The organism is Variovorax sp. J22G73, from assembly GCF_030317035.1.
In the GTDB taxonomy this organism is placed as follows: Bacteria; Pseudomonadota; Gammaproteobacteria; order Burkholderiales; family Burkholderiaceae_C; genus Variovorax.
Map to the genome: position 1 here is coordinate 15,303 of NZ_JASZYK010000018.1, position 22,743 is coordinate 38,045.

A 22,743-nucleotide genomic window follows, 5' to 3' on the forward strand; every position below is an offset into this window, starting at 1 on the left:
TCCTCTTTTTCGACCCATGCCTTTCCCGTTCGTCCGCCGTTCCTCCTTCGCCGGGGCGATGACCGTGCCTTTCGTCCTGCTGCTGGCCGCCTGCGCCAGCCAGCCCAAGCCGCCCGCGGAAGCCGACGCGGTGCCGCCGCCGCCCGTGGTGCCGCGCGTGATGCCGGTCGAGGCCGAGCCCCGCGCGCCGGCGACCCAGCCCGCGTCGCTGTTCACGCTGATCACGCAGGGGCCGGTGGCGGCCATGCTGTCCTACGCCGACAAGATGCGCTCGCTCAACGGCGGCGACCTGGCCGGTGAAATCTCGCGCATCGGCGACCCGGGCGATTCGCCCACCACCCAGATGCAGCTGGCGCTGCTGCTCTCGCAGACCCGCGTACCGGCCGACCTGGCGCGCGCGCTGGGGCTGCTGCAGCGCGTCATCGCCAACCCGTCTCCCGAGGCGCAGCCGCTGCAGCCGCTGGCGCGCGCCCTGGCCGCGCGCTACGTGGAGCAGCGCCGCGTGGAAGACGACCGCGACAAGCAGGTGCAGCAGCTGCGCGACAGCCAGCGCCGCATCGACCAGCTGAACGACCGCATCGAAGCCCTGCGCGCCATCGAGCGCAGCTTCGCGCGGCCCAACATGGCGCCCGCGGCACCCGCCGCGCCGCCCAACGGAACAAAGCAAAGCCCATGAGCAACACCGGTGCCCGCCTTCTCGTGGTCGACGACGACCCGGACATGCTCCGCCTGCTCTCGATGCGGCTGAGTTCGGCGGGTTACCAGGTCACGGCCGTGACCTCGGCCGAAACCGCGCTCACGCAGCTCGAAATAGAGCACCCGCAGCTCGTGCTCAGCGACGTGCGCCTGCCCGGGCGCGACGGCCTGCAGCTGTTCGACGAAATCCGCAAGCGCCACCCGTCGCTGCCGGTCATCCTGCTGACGGCGCACGGCACCATTCCCGACGCGGTCGAGGCCACGGCGCGCGGCGTGTTCACCTACCTGACTAAGCCGTACGACGGCCGCGAGCTGCTCGACAAGATCGCGCAGGCGCTGGCGCTGGGCGCGCCCGCCACCACGCCGAGCAAGGGCGGCGACGAAAGCTGGCGCTCCGAAATCGTCAGCCGCAGCAACCGCATGGCCGAGCTGCTGGCCGAGGCGCGCATGGTCGCCAAGTCGGACGCTTCGGTGCTGCTGCGCGGCGACTCCGGCGCCGGCAAGGAACTGCTGGCGCGCGCCATCCACAAGGCCAGCGCGCGCGCCGACAAGCCTTTCGTGGCGGTCAATTGCGGGGCCATTCCCGAAGCGCTGCTGGAGTCGGAGCTGTTCGGCCACATGAAGGGAGCCTTCACCGACGCCCACGCCAACCACAAGGGCCTGTTCCAGCAGGCCGACGGCGGCACGCTGCTGCTGGACGAAATCGGGGACATGCCGCCCGCCCTGCAGGTCAAGCTGCTGCGCGTGCTGCAGGAGCGCGCGGTGCGCCCGCTGGGCGCGAGCCAGTCGATCGAGGTCGATGTGCGCATCGTCTCGGCCACCCACCGCGACCTGGACGCGGCCATGGAGGCCGGCCAGTTCCGCGAAGACCTGTATTACCGCCTGAACGTGGTGACGCTCACGCTGCCGCCGCTTTCGGCGCGGCGCGAAGACATTCCGCTGCTGGCCAACCACTTCCTGCAGCGCCTGTCGACCAAGTACGGCAAGCGGCTGTCGGGCTTCGCGCCCGAGGCGCTGAAGGCGCTGACCACGGCCGCCTGGCCGGGCAACGTGCGCCAGCTGTTCAACGTGGTGGAACAGGTGTGCGCGCTGTCGAGCTCGCCGCTGATTCCGCTGGCGCTGGTGCAGCGCGCGCTGCGCGTGCCCACGGTCGAGGTGCAGACCTATGCCGACGCCAAGCAGCGTTTCGAGCGCGACTACCTGGTCGGTCTGCTCAAGCTGACCGACGGCAACGTGGCCGACGCCGCCCGCCTGGCCGACCGCAATCGCACCGAGTTCTACCGCCTGTTGCAGAAGCACGAGCTCACGCCCGGGCACTTCAAGGCCGACCCTGTCGCCAACGGCAGCGACCCTGTCGGCGAATAGCGACGCACCTAAGTTGTTGATTCATATAGCCATTCCCCACCAGCCCGCCGGGCTTGTCGGGATTCGGCGACAAAAACAGGGGTTTTGAGGCCCGCCAGCGGCCTCCACCCCTGAAAAATGCAGTCGAAGCGGCCTAAGCCGTTGATCTGAAAGCGTTTTTCCAGCCTGGCACAGGGTTTGCCCCTGTACTGGCATGACAGCACTAACCAGCCCATCTTTCGCACTGCGCCAGCAGCGCGACGGCCTGCGTCAAAAGCAGTTTTCTCCCTCGCGGCCCCGTGCCGCGGGCTATTCGCAAGCCGCGCTCGCCAGCGCCGGCGGCGCCGAGCCGGATTGCGTGATCAAGCGCTTTCCTGCCATTGGCGACACCCCTTCCCTCGACAAGCAACGTTGGTAAATCACCATGAAGCCAAACGACTTCTCGCAACTGAATGTTCTGGCCGATGCCGACTTTTCGCACCGCAGCGCGGTGCGTGAAGAACGCCATCCCAACGCCGTGACGGCACCGCCGGTGAACCGCGGTTCCATGACGCCGCGCCCGTGGCGCGGTTTCTGGAACAGCCTGGGCACCGCCGCCCTGGTGAAGCTGGGCGCCGGCCGCAAGGCCGAGGCCGCCAGCGCCGAGTCCGTGCAGCAGGTCAAGCAGCCCTGGCAACGCGCCGCGGCCCAGCGCCGCAATGCCTTCATGCTGCTGACCGTGCTCAGCACCGTGATCGCTTCGTCGCTGTTCGCCGGCGTGCAACCCGACTACGACAACGTCTGGCTCGAATACGGCCAGATCGGCCTGTACGGCCTGCTCTCGGGCTGGGTCGTGACCGGTTTCGTGACCGCCCTGATGGGCTTCTACGTTTCGGTGCGCGGTGACAAGCACGCGCTTTCGGCCAAGCAGGTGGTCAACCACCCGATGAACCCGGAAGCCCGCACCGCGATCATCATGCCGATCTGCAACGAGGACGTGGCCACCGTGTTCGCCGGCCTGCGCGCCACCTGCGAATCGGTCGCCGCCACCGGCCACGCCAAGCAGTTCGACGTGTTCGTGCTGTCCGACAGCTACGCGCCCGAGACCGCCGCCGCCGAGCGCGCGGCCTGGGAAGACCTTCGCGCCGCCCTGGCCGAGAGCCCGAACCAGCCGCAAGTGGAGGTGTACTACCGCCTGCGCACCCGCCGCACGCACCGCAAGGCCGGCAACGTGGCCGACTTCTGCCGCCGCTGGGGCAAGGACTACCGCTACATGGTCGTGCTCGACGCCGACTCCGTGATGAGCGGCGACTGCCTGACCTCGATGGTCAAGCTGATGGAAGCCAACCCCACCGCCGGCATCATCCAGACCGCGACGCAGGCCATCGGCCACGTCACGCTGCATGCCCGCGCACAGCAATTCGCTTCCCGCGTGACGGGCCGCCTGTTCACGCTGGGCATGCAGTTCTGGCAACTGGGCGAATCGCACTACTGGGGCCACAACGCCATCATCCGCGTCGAACCCTTCATGAAGCATTGCGCGCTGGCCCCCATCAAGGGCACCGGCGGCATGTCGGGCGGCATCATGTCGCACGACTTCGTGGAAGCCGCGCTGATGCGCCGTGCCGGCTACAACGTGTGGCTGGTGTCCGACCTGGTCGGCAGCTACGAACAGCAACCGCCGGACCTGCTGGCCGAGCTGCAACGCGACCGTCGCTGGTGCCAGGGCAACCTGCAGAACGCCCGCCTGATGGCCGAGCCCGGCATCCACCCCGTGCACCGCGCCATGTTCGTGACCGGCACCATGGCCTACGTTTCGGCCCCCCTGTGGCTGGCCTTCCTGACGCTGGGCACCGCCCTGTGGCTGAGCGGCTCGAGCCTGGTGTCGAGCTGGAGCGTGCTGCCCGCCGAACTGGCCGGCCTGTGGATCTGGACGCTGTGCCTGCTGTTCCTGCCGCGCGTGCTGGGCATCGCCGCCGTGCTGATGCGCGGCGAGCAACGCCAGTACGGCGGTGTGTGGGGCCTGGTGAAGAGCTCGGTGCTCGAAAGCGGCCTGGCCATCGTGCAAGCCCCGGTTCGCATGCTGGCCCACTCGCTGTTCGTGCTGGTCGCCCTCACCGGCATCAAGCTCGACTGGAAGTCGCCCCCGCGTGAAGCCGCCGCCGTGCCGTGGAAGATCGCTGCCTCGCAGCTGGCGCCCATGACCCTGGTGATCGCCATGCTGGCCGTCGGCGTCGCCATGATCGACCCGAGCGCGCTGATCTGGCTCATGCCTGTCGGCCTGCCGCTGCTGCTGGCGATTCCGCTGACCGTGCTGACCAGCCAGATCGCGCTGGGCACCACGCTGCGCGACCGCGGCTTCCTGCTGATTCCCGAGGAATCGCGCTCGCCGGCCGTGCTGCGCCGCGCCTGGATGCACGCCGTGCGCCTGGCCCGCCCGGCCGCGCTGGCTACCGCCTGATGCGCCACTGACCTGAAGTGACGCGCGGCTGAGCTCTCAGCCCTTCCCCCGAAAGCCGGCCATTGCGCCGGCTTTTTTCATGGCGCAGACTGGCCGCCTGCCCCGGCCGCCCGATGCTGCGCCCGGGGTCAAAATCCGGCCCATATAAGGGTTAACCCTTGGATCGGTGAAAATTCCCGGTTTTCCGGCGGCTGCGCGCAGCCGCCCAAACGATCAAGCAAGGGGGTTCGATCCATGACAGAAACACAGGGGCCGGTGGTCCATCGGCGGTCGTTCTGGCCGCTCGTCGGGCTCGTTGCCCTGGGCGCGCTCGCCATGCTGATGGGCGCATTCCTGGCGGTCGGCGGCGCGTACCTTGCCGCGCTCGGCGGCAGCTGGTACTTCGTGCTGGCCGGGCTGGCGCTGGCGGTGTCCGGTCTGCTCATCGCCAAGCGCCGCACCAGCGGTGCCTGGCTGTTCGCCTTGACGCTGGTGGCCAGCGCCGCCTGGGCCGTGTGGGACGCCGGCTGGCACTTCTGGCCGCTGGTGTCGCGGCTGGTGGCGTTCGGCGTGCTGGGGCTGCTGGTGGCGCTGGCCTATCCGTCGCTGGTGCGCCGGGCCGGTGGCGTTCCCGGGCGCGGCGCCCATGCCGTGGCCGGCCTGCTGGCGCTCGCGCTGGTCGCCACGGGCGGCTATGCCTTCGTGCCGACGCCGGTCATCGCAGCCCAGGGCCCCGCGCCGGCCATCGTGCCGGTCAACCCGCAGGACGCGCAGAAGGACTGGCGCCACTGGGGCAACACCACCGCCGGCAACCGCTTCGCCGCGCTCGACCAGGTGACGAAGGACAACATCGGCGACCTGCAGGTGGCGTGGACCGCCCACACCGGCGACGTGCCGCAGAGCAACGGCTCGGGCGCGGAAGACCAGAACACGCCGCTGCAGATCGGCAGCACCGTGTACGTGTGCACGGCCTACAGCAAGATCGTCGCGCTCGACGCCGACACCGGCGCCGAGCTCTGGAAGTACGACCCGAAGGCCACCGCGCCGAACTGGCAGCGCTGCCGCGGGCTGGGCTATCACGACCAGGATGCGGAAACTACCGCATCGGCTGCACCCGCAGCCGCTGCATCCGCTACATCCGCAGTAGCACCGGCGTCGTCGACCGCGCCCACGCCCGCGGCCTGCCGCCAGCGCCTGCTGCTCCCCACCACCGACGCGCGGCTGATCGCCGTCGACGCCCACAGCGGCACGCCCTGCGCCGACTTCGGCAAGCAAGGCATCGTCGACCTGAAGACCGGCATGGGCGAGGTGAAGGACGGCTACTACCAGCAGACATCCACGCCGCTGGTCGCGGGCGACCTGGTGCTGGTGGGCGGCCGCGTGGCCGACAACTTCTCCACCGACGAGCCGCCCGGCGTGGTGCGGGCCTACAACGCCGTCACCGGCGAGCTGGCCTGGGCCTGGGACCCGGGCAACCCCGCCGTCACCCGGCTGCCGCCGCCCGGCCAGACCTACACGCGCGGCACGCCCAACGTGTGGTCGGCCATGTCGTACGACCCGAAGCTGGGCCTGGTCTACCTGCCGACCGGCAACGCCACGCCCGACTTCTGGGCCGGCGAGCGCACGCCGCTGGACGACAAGTACAGCTCCTCGGTGGTGGCGCTCGACGTGAAGAGCGGCAAGGTGCGCTGGAGCTTCCAGACCACGCACCACGACCTGTGGGACTTCGACCTGCCCGCGCAGCCGCTGCTCTACGACATTCCCGACGGCAGCGGCAACGGGGGCACGCAGCCCGCGCTCGCGCAGGTGACCAAGCAGGGCGAGATCTTCCTGCTGAACCGCGAGACCGGAAAACCCATCGCCGAGGTGCAGGAGCGCCCGGTGCCGCAAGGCAACGTGCCCGGCGAGCGCTATTCGCCGACGCAGCCCTTCTCGGTGGGCATGCCCTCGATCGGCAACAAGACGCTGACCGAGTCCGACATGTGGGGCGCCACGCCCTTCGACCAATTGCTGTGCCGCATCGCCTTCAAGGGCATGCGCCACGAAGGCATCTACACGCCGCCGGGCCTGGACCGCGCGCTGCAGTTCCCGGGCTCGCTGGGCGGCATGAACTGGGGCAGCGTGTCGGTCGACCCGACCAGCAGCTATATGTTCGTGAACGACATGCGCCTGGGCCTGGCCAACTACATGATCCCGCGCGCGAACATCAAGCCCGGTGCCAGCGGCATCGAGATGGGCGTGGTGCCGCAGGAGGGCACGCCCTTCGGCGCGATGCGCGAGCGCTTCCTGTCGCAGCTGGGCATTCCGTGCCAGGCGCCGCCCTTCGGCACGATGTCGGCCATCGACCTGAAGACGCGCAAGCTGGTGTGGCAGGTGCCGGTGGGCACGGTGAAGGACACGGGCCCGCTGGGCATTCGCATGGGCCTGCCGATTCCCATCGGCATGCCCACGCTGGGCGCGTCGCTGGCCACGCAGTCGGGCCTGCTGTTCTTCGCGGGCACGCAGGACTTCTACCTGCGCGCCTTCGACACCGCCAGCGGCAAGGAGATCTGGAAGGCCCGCCTGCCGGTGGGCAGCCAGTCGGGGCCGATGACCTACGTGTCGCCGAAGACGGGCCGCCAGTACATCGTGGTGAGCGCGGGCGGCGCGCGGCAGTCGCCGGACCGCGGCGACTACGTGATCGCGTACGCGCTGCCCGAGAAGAACAAGGGCAAGTAAACGCACGGCAAGCGGGCCAGACCCAGGCCATCGAAAGCGCCGCGACGAGACTTCACCGCGGCGCTTTCTGCTTATAGAATCCGCGCCTCTTTCAACCTCGCCCTTTCACTGGAGCGCCAAGTGCCCCGATTCGCCGTCATCACTTCCTGACGCCGACAACACCGCTTCATTGCTGGTCATGTCGGGCGCCTAGCTGCGTACCCCGCTGACCAGACACGGCCTCCCCCACATGCATGGGGACACCCAGGCCGCAGAGGTCGCACCCGATCTCGCTTAGATATCTCCAGCTTCGCTCCCGCACGTTGTCGGTCTTTCCTGATTCGCATCCGGAGAACCAACGTGTCTGCTTCTTCTCTTTCTCTTTCATCCATTCCGCTGCTCAAGTACCCCCGTACTGCGCACCTGGAAGGCTCGCGCCTGCAAGCGGGCGACACCGACGACGGCCAGGTGCCGCTCGCCGCGCTGCACGGCATGCAGGTGGTCGTCGAGGAAAAGCTCGACGGCGCCAACGCCGCCGTGTCCTTCACCTCGGCGGGAGAGCTGCTGCTGCAGTCGCGCGGCCACTACCTCGCGGGCGGTGCCGGCGAGCGCCAGTTCAATCTCTTCAAGCACTGGGCCGCGGCCCACGAAGGGGCGCTGCTGGCGCGGCTCGAAGACCGCTACGTGATGTACGGCGAGTGGTGCTTTGCCAAGCACAGCTGCTGGTACGACCGGCTGCCGGCGTTCTTCCTGGAGTTCGACATCTACGACCGCGTCGCGCAGTGCTTTCTCTCGACGCCGGCGCGGCACGCGCTGCTCGCGGGCGGGCCGGTGCTGTCGGTGCCGGTGCTGTACGACGGCCAGATGCCGCGGCAGGCGAAGGCACTGCGCTCGCTGGTGCGGCCCTCGCTCGCGCGCAGTGCGGGCTGGAAGGCCGCGTTCGAGCAGGCCGTGGCGCACGAGGGCCAGCCGCTCGACCTGGTGCGGCAGCAGACCGACCTGTCGGACCTGGCCGAAGGCCTGTACCTCAAGACCGAATCGAACGGCCAGGTGACGGGCCGCTACAAGTGGGTGCGGCCGGACTTCGTGCAGACCATTCTCGACTCGGGCTCGCACCACAGCCGCCGGCCAGTGCTGCCCAACCAGCTGGCGCCGGGCGTGGACCTCTACGCACCCACGCCCACCACCACATGGCAAGACCTGGGGCTGCGCACGCTGCGCGAACCGGCGGAACTGACAACGAACGCAAGGAGGTCGCGATGAACTTCGCCGATCTGAAGGCGCTGGTGCCCGCGCCTGGAAAGGGCACCGACTGGCCGCAATGCTGCGCGCTGCTACCGCCACTGCTGCGGCTGGAAGCAACGCCGCAAGACCCGTACTACCACGCCGAAGGCAACGTCGGCATCCACACGCGCATGGTGCTCGACGCGCTGCTGCAGGACGCGCACTACCAGCGCGCCGACGCAGACGGCCGTTTCGTGCTGTTCATGGCCTGCCTGCTGCACGACATCGCCAAGCCCGACACCACGGTGATCGACCCGGCCAGCGGCCGCATCGGCCAGCCCGGCCACTCGCGCCGCGGCGCGGTCGACATGCGCGTGCTGATGTGGAAGGCGCGCGTGCCGTTCGCGCTGCGCGAAGCCGTGTGCCGGATCATCGCGGTGCACCAGCTGCCCTTCCATGCCTTCGCTTCGCGCAAGGGCGTGCGGCCGGAATGGCTGGCGCACAAGCTGTCGTGGGAGCTGAGCCTGCCGGACCTGTGCTGCGTGGCGCGCTGCGACATGCTCGGGCGCCACTACGAGAAGCGCGCCGACAGCCTGGCCGACATCGCGCTCTTCGAGCAGCTCGCGCAGGAAGAAGGCTGCTGGAACGGCCCGCGCAAGATGGCCGATGCGCACACGCGCCTGGCCTACTTTCGCGGCGCCGACACCAGCCCCGACTACCCGCTGTTCCAGAACGCGGGCTCACGGGTCACGGTGATGTGCGGGCTGCCCGCCAGCGGCAAGAACCACTGGGTGGCGCAGCATCGCAAGGGCTGGCCGGTGGTGTCCTTCGACGATGCGCGCGCGGAGCTGGGGCTCAAGCACGGCGAGAACGACGGCATGGCCGCGCACCACGCGGTCGACCAGGCCAAGGCGCTGCTGCGCAGGCAGGAGCGCTTCGTGTGGAACGCCACGCACCTGAGCGAGCAGATGCGCGGCAAGACACTCGACCTGCTGTGGAACTACCACGCGCAGACCGAGCTGGTGTACCTGGAGGTGCCGCACGCCGAGCTGATGCGGCGCAACCGCGAGCGCGACACCACGCTGTCGAACGCGGGCATCGAGCGCATGCTGCACCGCTGGGAACTGCCCGCGCCGGTGGAAGCGCACGACACGGTCTACGACGTGCAGAGCTGAAAGCAGGAGGGCCCGCCAGTGCGAACCGGCGGGCCCTCTTATATATATGTGTGCGGTGATGCAGTGACGCGGCGTTCGCTCAGAACGGCAGCTTGGGACCGCCGGGGCCGCCCATGCCACCCATGCCCTTCATGCCGCCCATCTTCTTCATCATCTTCATCAGGCCGCCGCCCTTCATCTTCTTCATCATTCCCTGCATCTGCTCGAACTCGTTGAGCAGGCGGTTCACTTCCTGGACCTGGACGCCGGCGCCGGCCGCGATGCGGCGCTTGCGCGTGGCCTTCAGCAGCTCGGGCTTGCGGCGCTCCAGCGGGGTCATGCTCTGGATGATGCCTTCCTTGCGGCGGATGTCGCGCTCAGCGCGGGTCATGTCGGCCTCGGTGGCCTTGGCGGCCATTTGCGTGGGCAGCTTGTCCATCAGGCTCGACAGGCCGCCCATCTGCTTCATCTGCTGCAGCTGGCCGAGAAAGTCGTTCAGGTCGAAGCCCGCGCCGCTCTTGACCTTGGCCGCGAGCTTCTGCGCCGCCGCCACGTCCACGCCGGCCGTGACCTGCTCCACCAGCGCCACGATGTCGCCCATGCCCAGGATGCGGCCCGCATGGCGCTCGGCGTCGAACACCTCCAGGCCGTCGATCTTCTCGCTGGTGCCGGCGAACTTGATGGGCACGCCCGTGACCTGGCGCACCGACAGCGCCGCGCCGCCGCGCGAGTCGCCGTCGGTCTTGGTCAGGATGATGCCGGTGAGCGGCAGCGCCTCCTTGAAGGCCTTGGCGGTGTTGATCGCGTCCTGGCCCTGCATGGCGTCGACCACGAACAGCGTTTCCACCGGGTCGAGCTCGGCGTGCAGCTGCTTGATCTCGGTCATGAGCACTTCGTCGATGGCCAGGCGGCCGGCCGTGTCGACCAGCAGCACGTCGAAGTAGTGGCGCTTGGCGTGGTCGAGCGCGGCGCGCGCGATGTCCAGCGGCTTCTGGTCGGGCGTGCTCGGGAACCACTCGGCGCCGGCCTGCTTCGTGACGGTCTTCAGCTGCTCGATGGCGGCGGGCCGGTACACGTCGCCCGACACGGTGAGCACCTTCTTCTTGCGCTTCTCGATCAGGTGCTTGGCCAGCTTGGCGGTGGTGGTGGTCTTGCCGGCGCCCTGCAGGCCGGCCATGAGGATCACCGCGGGCGGCTGGGCCGCGAGATTGATGTCGGACACGCCCTCGCCCATGGTGGCGGCGAGCTCGCGGTTGACGATGCCCACCAGCGCCTGACCCGGCTTGAGCGAGCCCAGCACTTCCTGGCCGAGCGCCTTGTCCTTCACGCGGGCGACGAAGTCGCGCACCACGGGCAGCGCCACGTCGGCCTCGAGCAGCGCCATGCGCACTTCGCGCAGCATGTCCTGCACGTTGCTTTCGGTGATGCGGGCCTGGCCGCTCATCGTCTTGACGAGGCGGGAAAACTTTTCTGTGAGGGCGGTGGCCATGAGCGGGATGCCTTGCTGCCCGCTGCGGCGGGCCGGTGGAAGTCTTGGAGACGAGGGGAGAACTTGAAGTCGGGCGCGGGCAACGCAAGGGCGAGACGCTAAACTCCGGCCGATGATTTTAGCGATCCCCTCTCCACTCGGCGTGGCGCTGGGCATCGCCACCGCGATTGCCTATGGTTTTGCCGCCGCCGCGGGCGCAAGGCTGAGTCGCCAATCGACCCAGTGGGCCCTCGGGATCGCATGGTTGTTGCACGCCGCCGTGCTGGCCCATGGCCTCGTCGGCAGCGAGCCGCGCTTCGGTTTCGCCCCCGCCCTGTCGGTCACCGCGTGGCTGGTGCTCACTGTCTACGCGGTCGAAAGCCGCATGTATCCGCAGCTGAAGGTGCGCCGCGCGCTCGCTTGGCTGGGCGCGGCCGCGGTGCTGCTGGCCATCCTGTTTCCGGGCACGCCGCTGCACGTCACGGCCTCGCCCTGGCTGCCGCTGCACCTGGCCCTCGGCATTGCGTCTTACGGCCTGTTCGGCGCGGCGGTGGTGCATGCCTGGCTGATCACGCGGGCCGAAAAGCAGATTCGCCTGGCCACCGCCGAGCCGCAGGGCGGCGTGCCGCTGCTGACGCTGGAGCGCCTCACCTTCCGCTTCGTTACCGCGGGCTTCGTACTGCTGTCGGCCACGCTGCTGGCCGGCCTGCTGTTCAGCGAACAGCTCTACGGCGCGGCCGGCCGCGCCTGGAAGTGGGACCACAAGACCACCTTCTCGGTGCTCGCCTGGCTCACCTTCGCGGTGCTGCTGATCGGGCGGGTCCGCTTCGGCTGGCGCGGCCGCACGGCGCGGCGCGTGCTCTACGCCGGCTCGGCGTTGCTGCTGCTGGCCTATGTCGGTTCGCGCTTCGTGCTCGAAGTGGTGCTGGCCCGTCCTCCTGTATGAAATACCTCCTTGTTCTCGCGGTCCTGTGGATCGCGATCTGGCTCTGGCGCAAGAACCGGCGCGAAGAAATGCGCGACGCCCAGCGCGAACGCGCGGCCAAGGCCCAGCGCGCGCCCACGCAGGTCGGCCCGCCCAAGGCCATGGTGCGCTGCGCCCACTGCGGGCTGCACCTGCCGGCGACCGACGCCATCGCCGGGCCCGCGGGTTCGAGCGGCGCCGTCTACTGCAGCACCGCCCACCGCGACGCCGCCACGGCGCGATGAGCTCGCCCCCGCGGTCGCTGGCCGACCCCGTCACCGACTGGGACGTGCTCGACCTGGGCCCGGGCGAGAGCACCGCGCTCACGCGCCTGTGGCGCGGCTTCATGGGCGCACGCTGCTTCGTCGCGCTGGTGCTGGTGCTGCTGCAGGGCGTGGCCTTCGCGCTCGGCCAGCCGATGCAGCCGGTGGCCATGGCCATCTCGGCGCTGTACGTGGTCGCCAGCTGGCTGGGCATGCGCTACACGCGCTTCCAGCCGCCGATTCGCGGCTTCACCGCGCTGTGGCTGCTGACCATCGGCATCGACCTGGGCACCTTCACCGCCTTGCAGCTGCTGCAGGGCGGCAGCGTCAACTACACGCCGCTGTTCGCGCTGCCGGTGCTCATGAGCGCGGTGCTCGGCACCATGACCGTCAGCCTGGGCACCGCCGCCAGCGTCACGCTGCTGCTGCTGGCCGACGCCGGCTGGCACTGGCTGCAGCAGCCGGTCGATTCCTCGGGCCGCTTCGTGCAGGCCGCGCTCACGGGCACCGGCCTGTTCGTGGTGGCGCTGCTCGCGCACGAGCTGGCCCGGCGGCTGGCGCGCGAGGAAGCCGTGGCGCAGCGCAGCCGCAGCAGCGCGCAGATGCAGGCGCAGGTGAACGACCTGGTGATCGAGACGCTAAGCGAAGGCGTGCTGGTGATCGACGCCGAAGGCCTGGTGCATGCGGCCAACCCGGCCGCCGACGCCGTGCTGGGCCACGGCCTGGCGCAACTGGCGCTGCCGTTTCCGCTGCATGCGCAGCCCGCGTGGCACGCACTGGCCGCGCTGGCGCGCCAGACCTTCGCGCGCCGCGAACCGCAGACCGAAGAGATCCCGGTGGCGCAGCAACGCGGCGCGGCACGCGAGGTGCGCGTGCGCACGCGGCTCACGCCCACCAGCGAGCGGCGCGTGGACAGCCTGTGCGTGATGTTCCTGCAGGACCTGCGCGAGCTCGAGGCCCGCATCCGCACCGAGAAGCTCGCCGCCATGGGCCGCATGTCGGCCGCGGTGGCCCATGAAATTCGCAACCCGCTGGCCGCCATCACGCAGGCCAGCGCGCTGCTCGCCGAAGACCTCACCGACCCCGCGCACCGCAAGCTCACGAGCATGGTGCAGCACAACGCGCAGCGGCTCGCGCGCATCGTGGACGACGTGCTCGACGTTTCGCGCGCGCGCCAGCAGCGCGTGCTTTCGCTGGGCGAGCAGGTGGTGCTCGACCCCGCGGTGCAGGTGCTGGCCGAGGAGTGGATGCGCCAGACGCAGCGCAAGGGCGTGCACGTGGCGCTGGATGCGCCCGGCACCGACGTGCGCTTCGACGCCGAGCACCTGCGCCGGCTGATCGTCAACCTGATGGACAACGCCGCGCGCTATGCCAGCACGCGCGACGGCGCGATCCAGGTGCTGACCACGCTGCAACGCGCCGGCACGCCGCGCCCCAGCCTGATGGTGTGGAGCGACGGCGCACCGCTGGAACCCGCGGTGCAGCGCCACCTGTTCGAGCCCTTCTTCTCTTCCGAGAGCCGCTCCAGCGGGCTGGGCCTGTTCCTGTGCCGCGAGCTGTGCCGGCGGCACGGCGCCACCATCGGCTACGAGCGCCGCGCGCTGGTGGCGGGCGGGCCCGAGGGCAATGAATTCTTCGTCAGCTTCGCCGTGAGCGAAAACCGGCTGACACAATAGCGCCGTGACCATCCCCACCCCTTCCACCCAGCGGCCGGCGCAGATCCTGGTCATCGACGACGAACCCGACCTGCGCACGCTGTACGAGCTGACGCTGCTGCGCGAAGGCTATCGCGTGGAGGCCGCGGGCAGCGTGTCGGAAGCCTGGCAGTACCTGGAGGCCGGCCGGTTCGACGCGGTGATCACCGACATGCGCCTGCCCGACGGCCAGGGCATGGAGATCATCCACCGCATACAGAAGGACCAGCGCAGCGAGCGCTGCGTGGTCATGACGGCCTACGGCTCCGCCGAGAACGCGGTGGAGGCGCTGAAGGCCGGTGCGTTCGACTACCTCACCAAGCCGGTCGACCTGAAGCAGTTTCGCGCGGTCGTCGCGTCCGCCGTGCAGGCGCGCCACGCGGTGCCGGTGGCGGCCAAGTCCGCGCAGGCGGCGAGCGCCGGCGGGTCGTCCGTGCTCGGGGCTCTCACGCCGCTCGGGTCGCTCGGTGCTCCCGCTTCCGACATCGGCATTGCCGCGCTCGACCGCCTCGTGGGCGACTCGGAACCCATGCGCCTCGTGAAGTCGCGCATCGCGAAAGTGGCGCGCGGCATGGCACCGGTGCTGGTGCGCGGCGAGTCGGGCACCGGCAAGGAGCTGGTGGCGCGCGCCGTGCACGCCTGCAGCCAGCGCAGCGAAGGCCCGTTCGTCGCCGTGAACTGCGGCGCCATTCCCGAGAACCTGCTCGAGGCCGAATTCTTCGGCGCCAAGAAGGGCTCGTACACCGGCTCGGCGCAAGACCGCGACGGCTACTTCCAGGCCGCGCGTGGCGGCACGCTGTTTCTCGACGAAATCGGCGACCTGCCGCTGGCCATGCAGTCGAAGCTGCTGCGCGCGATCCAGGAGCGCAGCGTGCGCGCCATCGGCTCGACGCAGGAAGACGCGGTCGACGTGCGCATTGTGAGCGCGACCCACAAGGACCTGCACGCCGAAGTGCAGGCCGGGCGTTTCCGGCAAGACCTGTTCTATCGCCTCAACGTGATCGAGATCGCCGTGCCCGCGCTGCGCGAGCGCCGCGAAGACCTGCCCGCGCTGTGCGCCGCGCTGCTCGCGCGCATTGCGCAGGACGGCGGGCTGCCGGTGCCGCTGCTGTCGGGCGACCTGCTGCGCCGCCTGTCGCTGCACCCGCTGGACGGCAACGTGCGCGAGCTCGAGAACCTGCTGCACCGCGCGGTCGCGCTGAACGACGGCGACGAGCTGCACCTGGACCTGATGGGCGGCTTCACCGCCGCCGCCGAGGCCGCGGCGTCCGCGCCGGCGCCGCTGATGCCGGCGTTCGATGCGCCTTCGTCGGCGATGACCATGGCGCCTCCTGCACCTGCCGCACCGGCTGCATCCGCCTCGGCCCTCGCCTCGACGGCGACGCTCGCATCGCCCAAGCCCGCCCCGCCGCCGCTGCCCTCCGACCTGCAGGCCTACCTCGACCAGCAGGAGCGCGAGATCCTCGTGCGCGCGCTGCACGAGAGCGGCTTCAACCGCACCGCGGCCGCCGCGCGGCTCGGCATGAGCCTGCGCCAGATCCGCTACCGCATCGCGCGCCTGGGCATCACCACGCCCAACGGCGACCTCACCGGCGACCCCCATGGCGACTCCAGTGGCGAAGATGGCGCGGGCAGCCATGCCGACGACTGACACCCCCGCTGCCGCCGAGGGTTCGCCCACCGGCGACAGCCTCTGGCAAGCCGGCTGGTACCGCTTCGCGAAGGCGCTGCGCTCGCCCAACTTCGGGCCCCGCCCCGGCACCGCGCCCACCGACCTCGTCGTGCTGCACTCCATCAGCCTGCCGCCCGGCGAGTACGGCGGCGACGCGGTGCAGCAGCTGTTCACCAACCAGCTCGACTGGGACGCGCACCCCTACTTCCAGTCGATTCGCGGGCTGCAGGTGTCCTCGCATTTCTTCGTGCGGCGCAACGGCGAGCTCTGGCAGTTCGTGAGCTGCGACGACCGCGCCTGGCACGCGGGCGTGTCGTCGTGGCGCGGGCGCGGCAACTGCAACGACGACTCCATCGGCATCGAGCTCGAAGGCCTGGAGGGACAGCCGTTCGAGGCGCCCCAGTACGAGACGCTCGCGAGCCTGTGCGCCGCCGTGGCGCAGCACTATCCCATCGCGTACATCGCGGGCCACGAGCACATCGCGCCGGGCCGCAAGCAGGACCCCGGCGCCGGCTTCGACTGGCACCTGTTGCGCGAACACCTCGGCTGGAATCCACAGATGTTTCCCGCGCAGCTGGCGCAGCGCTAATTTTTTCAATCGCCCGGCGCGCTGCGATGCGCTGCGGTTGAAGCTAATCGCCACGCGAATTGCAAATGCCCGAGCCAGCAACCATGCGGGCTGCAAGCCCAAATCGCCTTGCAAGCCAAGCCCCATGCGGGTTGCGAGAACATAGGCCAGTGTTCACGCGGCATCTCTGGCGGTGTGCCCCGCCGAACAGATTTTTGTCGGTGTGTGTGTTTAAAGGAAAACACTACCGGTAGTGGCTTGTGGGTCATCCACACCCTAGATATAGTGTCCTCCGTCCGGTCATCAGCACCGGCGTGACGTCCGGCCCGGCCCGGCCCAGACGTCGCCATCCAACAAGAATTGCCAACCGAGAGGAAGCGAATGCAAACAGCCCTGACCCCCCAATCGACCCCGCGCGCCGTTCCCTCGACGCCGCCGCAGCAGCCTCGAGACACCGCTGGTTCGCCTGGCGGCCAGAACCTGGCGCACTACCAGATCATTCGCCGCAACGGCGCCGTGGTGCCCTTCGAGCCGAACAAGATCGCCATCGCGATGATGAAGGCCTTCCTGGCCGTGCACGGCACCCAGGGCGCGGCTTCGGCCAGCGTGCGCGAAACGGTCGACACGCTCACGCAAGGCGTGATCCGCGCCATGGTGCGTTCGCGTCCGGGCGGCGGCACTTTCCACATCGAAGACGTGCAGGACCAGGTCGAGCTCGGCCTGATGCGTGGCGGCCACCACGAGATTGCACGCGCCTACGTGCTGTACCGCGAGCGCCGCACGCAAGAGCGTTCCAAGCAGGGCGAGCATGAAATGCCGGCCGTGCAGACGCTGCATGTGCTGGACAACGGCGAGCGCGTCGAGCTCGACCTGAACCAGCTCAAGGGCCTGATCGAATCGGCCTGCGAAAACCTGGGCGACAGCATCACCGCCGCGCCGATCGTCGCCGAGACGATGCGCAACCTGTACGACGGCGTGCCGCTCGACGAGGTCTACAAGGCGTCCATCCTGGCGGCCCGCACGCTGATCGAGAAGGACCCCGACTACACCTTCGCCACCGCGCGCCTGCTGCTGCACACGATCTTCAAGGAAATCATCGGCCGCGAAGTGATGCCGGTCGAGCGTGCCACCGCCTACGCCGACTACTTCCCGCAGTTCATCAAGAAGGGCGTGGAGAACGACCTGCTCGACGAGAAGCTGCTGCAGTACGACCTGCCCCGCCTGGGCGCCGCCCTGAAGGCCGAGCGCGACAACCAGTTCGACTACCTCGGCCTGCAGACGCTGTACGACCGCTACTTCCTGCACGTGCGCAAGAGCCGCATCGAGCTGCCGCAGGCTTTCTTCATGCGCGTGGCCATGGGCCTGTCGCTGAACGAGATCGACCGCGAAGCGCGCGCCATCGAGTTCTATGAAGTGCTGTCGTCGTTCGACTTCATGTCGAGCACGCCCACGCTGTTCAACGCCGGCACGCTGCGCTCGCAGCTCTCCAGCTGCTACCTGACCACCGTGCCCGACGACCTGGACGGCATCTACGAGTCGATCAAGGAAAACGCGCTGCTGTCGAAGTTCGCCGGCGGCCTGGGCAACGACTGGACCCGCGTGCGCGCGCTCGGCAGCCACATCAAGGGCACGAACGGCGAATCGCAGGGCGTGGTGCCTTTCCTGAAGGTGGTGAACGACACGGCCGTGGCCGTGAACCAGGGCGGCAAGCGCAAGGGCGCGGTCTGCACGTACCTGGAAACCTGGCACCTCGACATCGAGGAGTTCCTGGAGCTGCGCAAGAACACCGGCGACGACCGCCGCCGCACGCACGACATGAACACCGCCAACTGGATCCCCGACCTGTTCATGCGCCGCGTGATGGAAAAGGGCACCTGGACGCTGTTCTCGCCTTCCAACGTGCCTGACCTGCACGACCTGTTCGGCGCCGACTTCGAGAAGGCCTACGTCGCCTACGAAGAAAAGGCCGCCCGCGGCGAGATCAAGCCCGCGCGCACCCTGCAGGCCACCGACCTGTGGCGCAAGATGCTCACGATGCTGTTCGAGACCGGCCACCCCTGGATCACGTTCAAGGACGCCTGCAACGTGCGCTCGCCGCAGCAGCACGCCGGCGTGGTCCACTCGTCGAACCTGTGCACGGAAATCACGCTGAATACCAGCGACACCGAAACCGCCGTGTGCAACCTGGGTTCGGTGAACCTGCTGCAGCATCTGAAGGACGGCAAGGTCGACCAGGTCAAGCTGAAGAAGACGATCTCCACAGCGATGCGCATGCTCGACAACGTGATCGACATCAACTACTACGCCGTGAAGAAGGCGCGCGACTCCAACCTGCGCCACCGTCCGGTCGGCCTGGGCCTGATGGGCTTCCAGGACGCGCTGTACGAACTGCGCATTCCGTACGCCTCGCAAGAAGCCGTGCAGTTCGCCGACGAGTCGATGGAAGCCATTTGCTACCACGCGTACTGGGCGTCCACCGACCTGGCGCGCGAACGCGGCAAGTACTCGAGCTACAAGGGCTCGCTGTGGGACAAGGGCATCCTGCCGATCGACTCGCTCGACCTGCTCGAGAAGGCACGCGGCGGCTACGTCGAAGTCGACCGCTCGGCCACCCTCGACTGGGACGCGCTGCGCTCCAAGATCAAGGCCGACGGCATGCGCAATTCGAACTGCGTGGCCATCGCTCCGACGGCGACCATCTCGAACATCATCGGCGTGGACGCATCGATCGAACCCTGCTTCGGCAACCTGTCGGTCAAGTCGAACCTGTCAGGCGAGTTCACCGTGATCAACCACTACCTGGTGCGCGACCTGAAGCGCCTGGGCCTGTGGGACGACGTGATGGTCATGGACCTGAAGCACTTCGACGGTTCGCTGCGTCCCATCGACCGCGTGCCGCAGGACGTGAAGTCGCTCTACGCGACCGCGTTCGAAGTGGAGACCACGTGGCTGGTGGAAGCCGCGGCGCGCCGCCAGAAGTGGATCGACCAGGCGCAGTCGCTGAACATCTACATGGCCGGCGCATCGGGCAAGAAGCTCGACGACACGTACAAGCTCGCATGGCTGCGCGGCCTGAAGACCACGTACTACCTGCGCACGCAAAGCGCGACGCACGCCGAGAAGTCGACGGTGCAGTCGGGCCGCTTGAACGCGGTGTCGTCGGGCAACGACGCACCCTCGGGCATGAGCGCACTCGAAGCCGCGGCTGCTGCCGCGCAGGCACAAATGAGCGCAATGCCCGCCACCGACATCGCGTTCTGCGGTGTGGACGATCCGACCTGCGAAGCCTGCCAGTGATGTGCAAGTGAATCGTCGCGCCATGCATCGCAAAGATGCGCGCGACGCTTCGAGAAAACAGCGAGGTGCATGCGAAAGACGCGCGACGTTCACTCAATGGCGACATTGACTGACATCGCGCGATGCATGCGAGCAACATAACAACCACATAAATGGCGTGCGATGTGAACGAGCACTTTGCAACTCACATCGTTACTCCGATAATTTGAGCATTGGATTTTTCTATGTTGACCTGGGACGAAGAAGTCAAGCCCTCCTTACCAAAGGACATGCAACAAGGATTGCAGCACCACAACGCATCGACCCTCGGTTCGCCCGCAGGTCGTTCGGTGGATGCTTCGACTTCGTCGATTGCACAACCAGCTCGCACGTTCAACGCGCTCGATGACGGCGCCGCACCACTGCGATCCGTTGCTGCCGCCGCAGCTCCCGCTGCCGCCCAACGCGTCAAGGCTTCCGACAAGCGCATCATCAACGGCCAGACCGACGTCAACCAGCTGGTGCCGTTCAAGTACAAGTGGGCCTGGGAAAAATACCTCGCCACCTGCGCCAATCACTGGATGCCGCAAGAGGTGAACATGACGCGCGACATCGCGTTGTGGAAGGACCCGAACGGCCTGACCGAAGACGAACGCCGCATCGTCAAGCGCAACCTCGGCTTCTTCGTGACCGCCGACTCGCTGGCCGCCAACAACATCGTGCTGGGCACCTACCGCCACATCACGGCGCCCGAGTGCCGCCAGTTCCTGCTGCGCCAGGCGTTCGAGGAAGCGATCCACACGCACGCGTACCAGTACATCGTCGAGTCGCTCGGCCTGGACGAGAGCGAGATCTTCAACGCCTACAACGAAGTGCAGTCGATCCGCGAGAAGGACCAGTTCCTGCTCCCGTTCATCGACGCCATCAGCGACCCGCACTTCAAGACCGGCACGCACGAGACCGACCAGACGCTGCTCAAGTCGCTCATCGTGTTCGCCTGCCTGATGGAAGGCCTGTTCTTCTACGTCGGCTTCACGCAGATCCTCGCGCTGGGCCGCCAGAACAAGATGACCGGCGCCGCCGAGCAGTACCAGTACATCCTGCGCGACGAGTCGATGCACTGCAACTTCGGCATCGACCTGATCAACCAGCTCAAGCTCGAGAACCCCGGCCTCTGGACCGCTGAGTTCAAGGCCGAGATCAAGGACCTTTTCATGAAGGCCGTCGAGCTCGAATACAAGTACGCCGAAGACACGATGCCGCGTGGCGTTCTCGGCATGAACGCCTCCATGTTCAAGGGCTACCTGCGCTACATCGCCAATCGGCGTGCACAGCAGATCGGCCTCGAAACGCTCTTCCCGAACGAGGAAAACCCGTTCCCCTGGATGAGCGAAATGATTGACCTGAAGAAAGAACGCAACTTTTTCGAGACCCGCGTGATCGAGTACCAATCGGGTGGCGCGCTCTCCTGGGATTGAGATCTTTCGACAAGAATTAATGAATTCAAGAATTGCCCTTGCCACCGACTGCGCCAAAGAGCGCGGCATGGACGAGGGCTCAGGTGTTCATGGTGCTGGGGCTCAGATTCCAACGCCATGAATCACTTCACGCTACCCAACGTGCGTGGAGTGCTTCAATAGGTTGATTTTTTCAACTTGATCAAGGAGAAATAGAAATGGCAACTGCAAAGAAAGCGCCGGCCAAGAAGGTCGCTGCAAAGAAGGCTCCGGCAAAGAAGGTCGTGGCTGCAAAGAAGGCTCCGGCAAAGAAGGTAGCCGCCAAGAAGGCAGCTCCCGCCAAGAAGGTCGCTGCCAAGAAGGTAGCCGCCAAGAAGGCAGCGCCGGCGAAGAAGGTTGCGGCCAAGAAGGCAGCTCCTGCCAAGAAGGCCGCCGCCAAGAAGGCGCCTGCGAAGAAGGTAGCCGCCAAGAAGGCAGCACCGGCCAAGAAGGCCGCTGCGAAGAAGGCTCCGGCGAAGAAGGCCGCTGCCAAGAAGGCGCCTGCGAAGAAGGCTGCCGCCAAGAAGGCGCCTGCGAAAAAGGCCGCGGCCAAGAAAGCCGCGAAAAAGCCCGCTGCCGCCAAGCCTGCCGCTGCTGCCAAGAAGCCTGCTGCAAAGAAGGCTCCCAAGGCCAAGGCCGCCGCGCCCGCCAAGGCTGCTGCCGTAGCGCCCGCTCCCGCGGCGCAAACGACGCTGAATCCGCAGGCAGCCTGGCCGTTCCCCACGGCCAGCAAGCCCTGAGTTTTCTCAGCAGCCTTGAAAGCGCAAAAGCCCGGCACCTCACGGTGTCGGGCTTTTTTCATGGGCGTCCGTCGAACGGGCGCCGCGTCAAGCACAAACCGGCGAACCGGCCCGATATGAAACCGATCAGAGCCCCAGCGCCTTGCGATCGATCTCGTAGTTCTGCGGCCCGCGTTGCGCGATCTTGATCGCGCCGACCTTGTTGCCCAGCGCCGCGCACTGCGCGAGCGACCAACCCTTTTCCAGGCCGAACAGCAGCGCGCCGCGCCATGCGTCGCCGCAGCCCGTGGGCTCGACCACCTCGGTGGCCACCACGCCGGGCACATGCTCGCGCTCGCCGTTGACCCACACCTCGCAGCCCTCGGCCGCCAGCGTGACCACAAGGCCGCGCACGCGTTGCGAGATCTCGGCCAGGGTCCAGCCGGTGCGCTGCGAAAGCATCTTGCCTTCGTAGTCGTTCACCACCACCCAGCTCGCGAGCTCGACGAAGTGGCGCAGCGCCTCGCCGTCGAACATCGGCAGGCCCTGGCCCGGATCGAACACGAAGGGAATGTCGGCGGCAGCGAACTGCTCGGCGTGCTGCAGCATGGCCTCGCGGCCATCGGGCGCGACGATGCCGAGCTTGATGTCGTCGCGCGCGACCACCTTCGTGACGTGCGCCTGCTGCATCGCGCCGGGGTGGAAGGCGGTGATCTGGTTGTTGTCGACGTCGCTCATGATCATCGCCTGCGCGGTGTAGGTGTCGTCGAGCTGGCGCACGAACGCGGTGTCGATGCCCAGCGAGCGCATGCGCTCCACGTAAGGGGCGCCGTCGTTGCCCAGCGTGGCCATCGGCAGCGCGGTGCCACCCAGCGCGTTGAGGCTGTAGGCGATGTTGCCGGCGCAGCCGCCGAAGTCACGCCGCAGCGTCGGCACCAGGAACGACACATTGAGGATGTGCAGCTGGTCCGGAAGGATCTGGTCGGCGAACCGGCCCTCGAAAGTCATGATGGTGTCGAACGCGAGGGAACCGCAAATCACTGCTGCCATGGTGTGCCGTTGGTTGGAGGTGGATGAATGAAGAACGAA

17 protein-coding genes are annotated in these 22,743 nt (G+C 67.9%); 15 read left to right on the forward strand and 2 right to left on the reverse strand.

Translation table 11 applies throughout. From position 1 onward, the window contains the following. Positions 1 to 58 precede the first annotated feature (58 nt). From QTI51_RS35475 to QTI51_RS35505, 7 genes are all read left to right on the forward strand, one after another. The gene (locus QTI51_RS35475) at positions 59 to 676 is read left to right on the forward strand and encodes a hypothetical protein (RefSeq protein ID WP_286547695.1); all 618 of its coding nucleotides are present in this window, start codon (positions 59 to 61) and stop codon (positions 674 to 676) included. Next, positions 673 to 2,061 (forward strand): sigma 54-interacting transcriptional regulator, encoded by a 1,389-nt coding sequence (locus QTI51_RS35480; RefSeq protein WP_116910522.1) that lies wholly within the window; start codon positions 673 to 675, stop codon positions 2,059 to 2,061. The genes QTI51_RS35475 and QTI51_RS35480 overlap by 4 nt, the downstream gene beginning before the upstream one ends. 193 nt (positions 2,062 to 2,254) lie before the next feature. Then, a complete protein-coding gene (locus tag QTI51_RS35485; RefSeq protein ID WP_116910523.1) occupies positions 2,255 to 2,458 on the forward strand; it encodes a hypothetical protein in 204 nt (67 codons plus the stop codon). 6 nt (positions 2,459 to 2,464) lie between these two features. Beyond that, positions 2,465 to 4,480: a glucans biosynthesis glucosyltransferase MdoH gene (gene mdoH, locus QTI51_RS35490; protein ID WP_286518015.1), complete on the forward strand. Its 2,016-nt coding sequence runs from the start codon at positions 2,465 to 2,467 to the stop codon at positions 4,478 to 4,480. A gap of 234 nt (positions 4,481 to 4,714) precedes the next feature. Then, a complete protein-coding gene (locus tag QTI51_RS35495; RefSeq protein ID WP_286518014.1) occupies positions 4,715 to 7,177 on the forward strand; it encodes a glucose/quinate/shikimate family membrane-bound PQQ-dependent dehydrogenase in 2,463 nt (820 codons plus the stop codon). Positions 7,178 to 7,516: 339 nt separating this feature from the next. After that, the gene (locus QTI51_RS35500) at positions 7,517 to 8,419 is read left to right on the forward strand and encodes an RNA ligase family protein (protein WP_286518013.1); all 903 of its coding nucleotides are present in this window, start codon (positions 7,517 to 7,519) and stop codon (positions 8,417 to 8,419) included. Next, positions 8,416 to 9,555 (forward strand): AAA family ATPase, encoded by a 1,140-nt coding sequence (locus QTI51_RS35505; RefSeq protein ID WP_286518011.1) that lies wholly within the window; start codon positions 8,416 to 8,418, stop codon positions 9,553 to 9,555. The genes QTI51_RS35500 and QTI51_RS35505 overlap by 4 nt, the downstream gene beginning before the upstream one ends. A 79-nt stretch (positions 9,556 to 9,634) precedes the next feature. Here the strand turns inward: QTI51_RS35505 and ffh are convergent, their stop codons facing one another. Then, complete coding sequence (gene ffh, locus QTI51_RS35510; RefSeq protein ID WP_286518009.1) at positions 9,635 to 11,023, reverse strand: signal recognition particle protein; 1,389 nt, start codon at positions 11,021 to 11,023, stop codon at positions 9,635 to 9,637. A 112-nt stretch (positions 11,024 to 11,135) separates the two neighbouring features. On the opposite strand from ffh, the gene QTI51_RS35515 reads away from it, so the two are divergent. From QTI51_RS35515 to QTI51_RS35550, 8 genes are all read left to right on the forward strand, one after another. Further along, on the forward strand, positions 11,136 to 11,948 hold the full coding sequence (locus tag QTI51_RS35515) for a cytochrome C assembly family protein (protein ID WP_286518008.1): 813 nt from the start codon (positions 11,136 to 11,138) through the stop codon (positions 11,946 to 11,948). Beyond that, positions 11,945 to 12,211, forward strand: coding sequence for a PP0621 family protein (locus tag QTI51_RS35520; RefSeq protein ID WP_286518007.1), 267 nt, complete (start codon positions 11,945 to 11,947; stop codon positions 12,209 to 12,211). The genes QTI51_RS35515 and QTI51_RS35520 overlap by 4 nt, the downstream gene beginning before the upstream one ends. Next, entirely contained in the window at positions 12,208 to 13,905 is a 1,698-nt protein-coding gene (locus QTI51_RS35525) for a two-component system sensor histidine kinase NtrB (RefSeq protein ID WP_116910531.1), read from the forward strand. The genes QTI51_RS35520 and QTI51_RS35525 overlap by 4 nt, the downstream gene beginning before the upstream one ends. 4 nt (positions 13,906 to 13,909) lie before the next feature. After that, positions 13,910 to 15,574 (forward strand): sigma-54-dependent transcriptional regulator, encoded by a 1,665-nt coding sequence (locus QTI51_RS35530; RefSeq protein WP_286518006.1) that lies wholly within the window; start codon positions 13,910 to 13,912, stop codon positions 15,572 to 15,574. Continuing rightward, positions 15,561 to 16,184 carry a 1,6-anhydro-N-acetylmuramyl-L-alanine amidase AmpD gene (ampD, locus tag QTI51_RS35535; protein WP_286518005.1) on the forward strand — a complete coding sequence of 208 codons (624 nt, stop codon included), beginning with the start codon at positions 15,561 to 15,563 and terminating at the stop codon, positions 16,182 to 16,184. Before QTI51_RS35530 ends, ampD begins: the two co-directional genes overlap by 14 nt. A 360-nt stretch (positions 16,185 to 16,544) precedes the next feature. Further along, entirely contained in the window at positions 16,545 to 19,460 is a 2,916-nt protein-coding gene (locus tag QTI51_RS35540; protein ID WP_116910533.1) for a ribonucleoside-diphosphate reductase subunit alpha, read from the forward strand. A 224-nt stretch (positions 19,461 to 19,684) separates the two neighbouring features. After that, positions 19,685 to 20,917 (forward strand): ribonucleotide-diphosphate reductase subunit beta, encoded by a 1,233-nt coding sequence (locus tag QTI51_RS35545; RefSeq protein WP_116910534.1) that lies wholly within the window; start codon positions 19,685 to 19,687, stop codon positions 20,915 to 20,917. 197 nt (positions 20,918 to 21,114) lie between these two features. Next, positions 21,115 to 21,675 (forward strand): histone H1-like DNA-binding protein, encoded by a 561-nt coding sequence (locus tag QTI51_RS35550; RefSeq protein WP_116910535.1) that lies wholly within the window; start codon positions 21,115 to 21,117, stop codon positions 21,673 to 21,675. A gap of 126 nt (positions 21,676 to 21,801) precedes the next feature. Here the strand turns inward: QTI51_RS35550 and QTI51_RS35555 are convergent, their stop codons facing one another. Then, complete coding sequence (locus QTI51_RS35555) at positions 21,802 to 22,704, reverse strand: carbohydrate kinase family protein (protein WP_286518004.1); 903 nt, start codon at positions 22,702 to 22,704, stop codon at positions 21,802 to 21,804. Positions 22,705 to 22,743: the final 39 nt, after the last annotated feature.